The sequence below is a fragment of the Xanthomonas axonopodis genome (assembly GCF_001304695.1).
GTDB lineage: Bacteria > Pseudomonadota > Gammaproteobacteria > Xanthomonadales > Xanthomonadaceae > Xanthomonas > Xanthomonas axonopodis.
The window spans coordinates 1-5984 of the sequence record NZ_JFAQ01000127.1 but is presented as its reverse complement, the minus strand read 5'-3'; the positions used below and the strand labels follow the sequence as shown (position 1 = coordinate 5984).

7 protein-coding genes and 1 other RNA gene are annotated in these 5984 nt (G+C 65.6%); 2 read left to right on the top strand and 6 right to left on the bottom strand.

From position 1 onward, the window contains the following. Positions 1-79: 79 nt before the first annotated feature. Positions 80-1096: a 3-oxoacyl-ACP synthase III gene (locus XAXN_RS12300; RefSeq protein WP_005912222.1), complete on the bottom strand. Its 1017-nt coding sequence runs from the start codon at positions 1094-1096 to the stop codon at positions 80-82. Positions 1097-1197: 101 nt separating this feature from the next. Next, entirely contained in the window at positions 1198-1518 is a 321-nt protein-coding gene (locus XAXN_RS12295) for a DUF4156 domain-containing protein (RefSeq protein ID WP_008572192.1), read from the bottom strand. Positions 1519-1904: 386 nt separating this feature from the next. On the opposite strand from XAXN_RS12295, the gene XAXN_RS12290 reads away from it, so the two are divergent. Together XAXN_RS12290 and XAXN_RS12285 are read left to right on the top strand one after the other, a co-directional pair. Then, positions 1905-2366: an XAC0231 family protein gene (locus XAXN_RS12290; RefSeq protein ID WP_054319750.1), complete on the top strand. Its 462-nt coding sequence runs from the start codon at positions 1905-1907 to the stop codon at positions 2364-2366. A 26-nt stretch (positions 2367-2392) separates the two neighbouring features. After that, on the top strand, positions 2393-2869 hold the full coding sequence (locus tag XAXN_RS12285; RefSeq protein ID WP_054319749.1) for a tRNA (cytidine(34)-2'-O)-methyltransferase: 477 nt from the start codon (positions 2393-2395) through the stop codon (positions 2867-2869). A gap of 116 nt (positions 2870-2985) precedes the next feature. On the opposite strand, the gene XAXN_RS21415 is transcribed toward XAXN_RS12285, so the two are convergent. The 4 genes from XAXN_RS21415 to XAXN_RS12270 all read right to left on the bottom strand — a co-directional run. After that, positions 2986-3061: non-coding RNA, sX9 sRNA (locus XAXN_RS21415), on the bottom strand. Between the two features lie 301 nt (positions 3062-3362). Then, entirely contained in the window at positions 3363-4592 is a 1230-nt protein-coding gene (locus tag XAXN_RS12280; protein WP_054319748.1) for an MFS transporter, read from the bottom strand. Between the two features lie 92 nt (positions 4593-4684). Beyond that, on the bottom strand, positions 4685-5308 hold the full coding sequence (locus XAXN_RS12275; protein ID WP_054319747.1) for a hypothetical protein: 624 nt from the start codon (positions 5306-5308) through the stop codon (positions 4685-4687). Positions 5309-5410: 102 nt separating this feature from the next. Next, on the bottom strand, positions 5411-5984 hold a 574-nt coding region (locus XAXN_RS12270; RefSeq protein WP_054319746.1), incomplete at its 5' end, for a hypothetical protein.

Here is a 5984-nt window from a genome sequence, read left to right as displayed (position 1 = left end):
TTGATCAGCGTTGCCTTAGCGAACATGATGCTGGAACGTGTACTAAAAATCCATTTTTTTTAACACGTTCCGTGCTTCGTCACCAAACCACTTCCGCCATCGAGCAATTCAAGCCCGAGCCAATGCCCAGCAGCGCGATGCGGTCGCCCTTCTTCAGGCGGCCCAGCTCCTTGAGCTTGCTCAGCACGATCGGCACGGAGGCCGGGCCGATGTTGCCGTGCTCGCCGAAAATGGTCATGACCTTGGCCGGGTCGATGCCGAACGACTTCACGAAGGCGGCCGTGTGCGGGCGGCTGACCTGGTGGATGACGAACTGGTCCAGCTCGTCCACCGCCCAGCCCAGCACTTGTCTGGCGGCCATGAAGGTCTTCTGGGCCAGCTTGATGCCTTCGATCAGCAGCAAGCGGGTATCGGTGACCATGCGGTCCAGGTTGCCCCGGCACAGCTTGTTCCACTCGGTGGCCGAGCGGGTCACGCCCCCCTTGTAGCGCGGGGCGTCGGGCACCAGCTCGGTGCGCGCCATGACCATGGCTGCTGCACCGCACCCCAGGGTCAGCGCGGCAAGTTCGTTGCGGAACTCCTCCTCGGTGACATCCGGCGAGGTCATGCGCTCGAGGGTCTTTTCGTAAACCAGGTTGGCCGTCTCGCCATCCACGACCAATGCATAGTCGATCTCGCCGCGCTCAAGCATGCGCGCGGCGATGTCCATGCCATTAATGAAGGCAAGGCAGGCGTTGGCCACGTCGAAGGTGACGCAGTGGTCGCCCACGCCCAGGTTGCCGGACACGATGGACGCCGTGGACGGCTCCAGGTAATCGCGGCTCACCGAGGTGTTGACCAGCAAGCCGATCTTCTCGATGCCGATACCGGCATCGATCAGCGCCTTGCGCGCGGCCTGGGTGGCGGCGTCCGAGGCCTGGACATCTTGATCCCACAAGCGCCGTGCATGGATACCGGCAACGTCGCCCAACACGTCGGTCTTGATCCCGAGGCGGTCGTAGGTCGGTTGCAGGCGTTCGTTGATTTCCTTGGAAGTCAGCGTGTGCGGCGCATCAACATGCGCCAGTCCCGCGATGGAGACATTCTGGAAGAGCATCGAAGTAGCGCCATGGCGTCAGGCGAGGGGGCGCTAGTCTAGCCGCTGGCTGGTTTTACCGCATCTTTACAATTGAATCGCCTGCGCCCCAGCCCAACGGTTCAGCGCGGCGGGCAGCGGAAGGCGTTGAAACGCTGGCTGCCGTCGGCCGGCTGGCCTTGCGCCTGCACCGCATTGGCATTGGCGCCGGGTGCCTCGTTGCGTGCAAGCGTTTCGAGCTCTTCCTGCACGCGCAGCGGGTTGCGGTTGTAGAAACCGACCTTGCTCTTGACCGTCACCACCACTTCGCCCTGCTGCTGACACCCCGCTGGCACAGGGCCTGCGGGCAGCACCCGCACGCTTTTGCCGCTTTGTTCGATCGGCACCCAGGTGCAGGCCGCAGTGGTGGTGGCAACCAGAACAGACAGCATCAGCACGCGCATAAGTCATCACACCTGTGGGGAAAGCCGGATTGTGCCGCAGTTGCCTGCTGGCGATCAGACGCGCGGCGGGAGCCGCAATCCACCCATTCAGCGCACCGAACCTCCTTGCCTTGAGCGCGCACACCCGTTTGGCCGAGATGTCCGCCGTCCTGCAATGCGTTCGGGTGTCCGGACGCGGACGCCTTCACGCACCTAAAAACCCTTTAAAAACAATGGCCTTTAGTTGGCACATCGTTTGCCCTGATGTATCTCGCGACCACCGGCGCTATCTGAAACTGACTTTTCACTGAACAAAACAGCAAACTGCGAAAAAGTTCCTGTGCGTACCAACTAGGTGTACTACATTGATACAACACCACTTAATAACAACACAAAGAGACCTCGCCATGAAGACCCAGACCCTGCGCATCGCCCTCTCCACCGCCCTGTTCGCTGGCGCCACCCTGGCCGGGTTTGCCCAGACCGCCAGCCTGACCACCCTGGAGACCGTCCAGGTACGCCCGACCGCCGACCAGATCGCCCAGCAGACAGTGGAGCGCAACAGCGACATTCGCACCCTGACCGCCGTGCAGATAAGTCCCTCAGCCGAGCAAACGGCCGCCCTGGCCGCCGAACAGGCCGGCCTGCGCATCGTCACCTTGGCGGCGGTGCAGGTGCGTCCTTCTGCCGAACAGCGTGCCGACCTGGTGGTGCGCAGCGCCGCCGCCAGCGCGCAGAGCGCCTCCGGCCAAGCAGCTGGCGCCATCGGTGCGCTGATGGGCCAGGTCATCGTGAACCTGCCGACGACGCAGCTGCAGCCCTCCCCGGCCGAACTGGAAGCGCTGGTCAACGCCGCCATCAGCCTTTGAGCACGCGCGCCGCTACACTTGCGCGCATGTCAGCACCTGTCCTCGACGTCATCCTGTTTCAGCCGGAAATTCCGCCCAATACGGGCAATGTGATTCGCTTGTGCGCCAATACCGGCGCGCGCCTGCACCTGATCGAGCCGCTTGGCTTCGACCTCAGCGACAAGCAGCTCAAGCGCGCCGGCCTGGACTACCACGAATACGCGCCATTGCAAGTGCACACCGACCTGCCCAGCGCACTGGCCGCGATCGCGCCCAAGCGCGTCTTCGCACTGAGCACCCGCAGCACGGTGCGCTACGACACACCGCAGTTCGCCGATGGCGATGCATTTTTGTTCGGTCCGGAAACCCGCGGCCTGCCTGCCGAGGTGCTGGAGTCGATTCCGCCGCAGCACCGGCTCCGTCTGCCGATGCGCCCGGACAACCGCAGCCTCAATCTGTCCAACACCGTTGCGGTGATGGTGTTCGAAGCCTGGCGGCAATGGAATTTCGCCGGCGGCCAGTAGCCACGCAATCGCCGGGACCGTACGCAACGACATCCGCCTGCGTGCCCGCTGCCAGGGCCGCATCGCCACATGCGCGGTGAGATCCTGGCTATCGCACCTGATATCTCACTAAGAGTGGCTAACAAAACGTAGCGAGCGGTCGTCAGGTGGGCGTGGACGGCGCACAGGAACCGGAGTGTACGAGGGGTACATGAGGATTCCGAGCACCGGCCGCGCCCGCCTGGCGGCTGCGCAGTAGTTTTGTTAGCCGATCTAAGACGCGTCATCTGTGTTGGCTGCTATCGGTCAACGGCCAAAGACAGTGCATCGATCCGGACCCACGAAGCGCTGCTGCGCGTCGCGTCATCTGCGCGGCTGTCAGGCGTCCTCGCCGACGCGACACGCTGCTGGACAGATTGCACTTGGTCACCCTTGCCAGCGCAGTGCGGTCGATAAGGCGCAAGCTGCAATTCACTCGATCGGCAGTCACCTGCGTGCGCGCACTGCGCACCGGTCACAGCACTGTCTCGGCCTGTACAGACGCCGCTGCCTGCAACATCCCGCGACAGCCGGCCCACAGCGCCACCGCCAGCAGCGCGATCGCACCCAAGGTTAGGAACGCGATGCGGTAGCCGAAGGCATGCGCCAGCCAGCCACCAAACGCCGGACTCAGTGCCGCACCGACGCCCTGCACCGTCATTACCGCACCCTGGCCGACATTCACGCGCCCGGTGCCCTGCAACAACCGCGCAACCAGCGCCGGCACCACCACGCTTTGCAGCCCGGCACCCAGCCCATCGAGGATCTGCACCGGAAACACGCCCCAGCCGTGGATCACCGATGCCGCCACCAAGGCGCGCAATGGCAGGGCCATGAACGCCACCAGCAGCACCCACCAGTGCCCGTGCACGCGAATCCAGCGCATCGCCAGCAGCGCGACGACAACCATCGTGGCTTGTGCCACCACGATGGTGGTAGCCGTCAACGCACTCGGGTCGCCGGCATGCGCCGCCACGATCGCCATGCCGTACAGCGGCAGCATCGCCGCATTGCCCAGATGGAACAGCGCCAGCGTCACCGCCAGCAGCGCCAACGGGCGGCAGGTCAGCAGCACGCGCCAACCACTCAGCGCATCGCCACCGTTGTTGCTTGCCAGACCGCGTGCTGCGCGGTGGTCGATGGCCGCAGCCGGAATCGCCAGCACAGCCACCAGCGCCAGCGCGCCGAAAAATGCGGTCAGCAGGAACACGGCGGCAAAGCCGTAACGCCATCCCAACCAGCCGGCCAGCACCGCGGCCAGCACGTTGCCGGCGTGGTTGGCCACCTGGTTGCGCGCCAATTGATGATCGAAACCGCGCGCGTGCACCAGCCCCAGGGTAATGCCCGTCAATGCCGGGCCGATGCCGGCCGCTGCCAACGCCGAGGCGATCTGTGCGGCGGCGACGCCGGAAGAGGTGGGCTGCAGCCAGATCAAGGCGGTGGCAAGCAGGATCGCCAGGCAACCGATCACCACCACGGCGCGTTTGCGCCGGGTGGCATCGACCAGCGCGCCGGCCGGTGTGGTGGCGAGCATGCCGGCGATACCGCCCACGCTCATCACCGTGCCAATCGCCGCCACCGACCAGCCTTTGGATTGCAGGAACACGCTGAGGAACGGCCCCAGCCCGTCCTGCACATCGGCCACGCTGAAATACAGTGCTTCCAGCGCGCGCGTCCCCCGTGGCCTTGCCTTGGTCATTGGCATGGCAATGCTCCGCTGCAAGCGCGCACGAAGGCGCACCTGGCAAACCAGTAGGCGAGCATCTCGGTCGCGCGCGGTGGCCGCATGTCCGGCTCCTAGTGTTTGGGCTTGGGCTTGGGTTTATGCGCAGGGCCGTGCGGTGGATGCTCGACCTGCTTCAGCGTCGCCGCCTTGCCACCCAAGGCATGTGCATGGATCAGCACACCGTGCGGCGTGGCCTTGGTCTCGCCTTCGGCCACCAGCGGCTTGCCGACCACCAGCTGTTTGGCGAAGTCGCCCCCGGCATGCGGCGGAAACCGCACCATGACCGCATCGTCCAGCAGCACCCCATGCACCTGCCCGTGCGGACCATGCAGCAACCGGGTGATGGTGCCGCTGTGCTGGGCCACTTCCGGCTTGGGCGGTTTGCCGGGCGGCTTGGGCTTTGGCTTGGGCTTGGCATGCGGCCCATGCGGGCCTTCATCGAGAATGCGCTTGCCGCCCTCCGGATCGATTGCCAGCGCCACCAACATCTCCACGTCACGCGGCTTGAGGCCACGCACGGTGAGCGCGCTGCCCGGCTTGAGCGCCTTCAGCAGCGCCTCGGACAGATGCGGTGGGGTATGCACTTCGGTGCCATCGGTGAGCAGCAGGCCGTCGATATCGGCCTTGGGGTTGAGCAGGAAACGCGCCAGGGTGCCGCGGGTGGCGGGGAGGAAATCAGGGTCGACCCAATGCATGGTGTTACTCCGAAAAAGGATCGGCATTGCCGATCAAGCCGTTGGCCACGCGGGTGCGTGGCCAACGGAGGAAACCAACGAACAAGACAAAGGTGGGACGACTCAACGACCCGCCGGCGGAACCGGAGCGCCCGACGGCGGCAGCGGGCCGTCCGGACGCGGCGCGGTGAACAGCGCACGCAGCGACGAACGATCACGCCCCAGCTGGGTCGCCTCGATCGCACGGCCGTCCGGGGTGGCCACGCCGAAGCCGCTGGCGCTCAGCGGTGCGCCCACACGCAGCAGGTCGGTGAACTGCAGCGCCAGATGCGGCGGCATCCGCACCACCGTGCCATCGCTGACCAGCGCACCATTAACCTCGCCGGCAGGCCCATAGACCAGGCGCTGGATCGTGCCATCGGACTGCAGCGGGGTCAGCTGGCCGGGGGTCGGCGGCGGCGGCGGGGTAGCGCCGAAGGTGGGCGGGCGGTCGACCAGCTCCCGGCCGCTACGGCCGGAGCGGATCGAACTGACCTGCAGCAGCGGCCGATTGCCCAGGCGGTAGCCAACAACGACGACACTGTCGCCGGCACGTACGGCCGCCTTCCCCTCGCTTGACAGATGCGGCGGGAACCCAGCCCGCGTGGCGTTGCGTCGCCACAGTGCACCGAACTCGCCATTGGGGTTGAGCAGGAAG

What these genes read in the sequence shown, in the direction of transcription:
- XAXN_RS12295 (WP_008572192.1), bottom strand. Translation starts at nt 1,518, where the DNA reads ATGCGCGTGCTGATGCTGTCTGTTCTGGTTGCCACCACCACTGCGGCC.
- XAXN_RS12280 (WP_054319748.1), bottom strand. Translation starts at nt 4,592, where the DNA reads ATGCCAATGACCAAGGCAAGGCCACGGGGGACGCGCGCGCTGGAAGCA.
- XAXN_RS12300 (WP_005912222.1), bottom strand. Translation starts at nt 1,096, where the DNA reads ATGCTCTTCCAGAATGTCTCCATCGCGGGACTGGCGCATGTTGATGCG.
- XAXN_RS12275 (WP_054319747.1), bottom strand. Translation starts at nt 5,308, where the DNA reads ATGCATTGGGTCGACCCTGATTTCCTCCCCGCCACCCGCGGCACCCTG.
- XAXN_RS12290 (WP_054319750.1), top strand. Translation starts at nt 1,905, where the DNA reads ATGAAGACCCAGACCCTGCGCATCGCCCTCTCCACCGCCCTGTTCGCT.
- XAXN_RS12285 (WP_054319749.1), top strand. Translation starts at nt 2,393, where the DNA reads ATGTCAGCACCTGTCCTCGACGTCATCCTGTTTCAGCCGGAAATTCCG.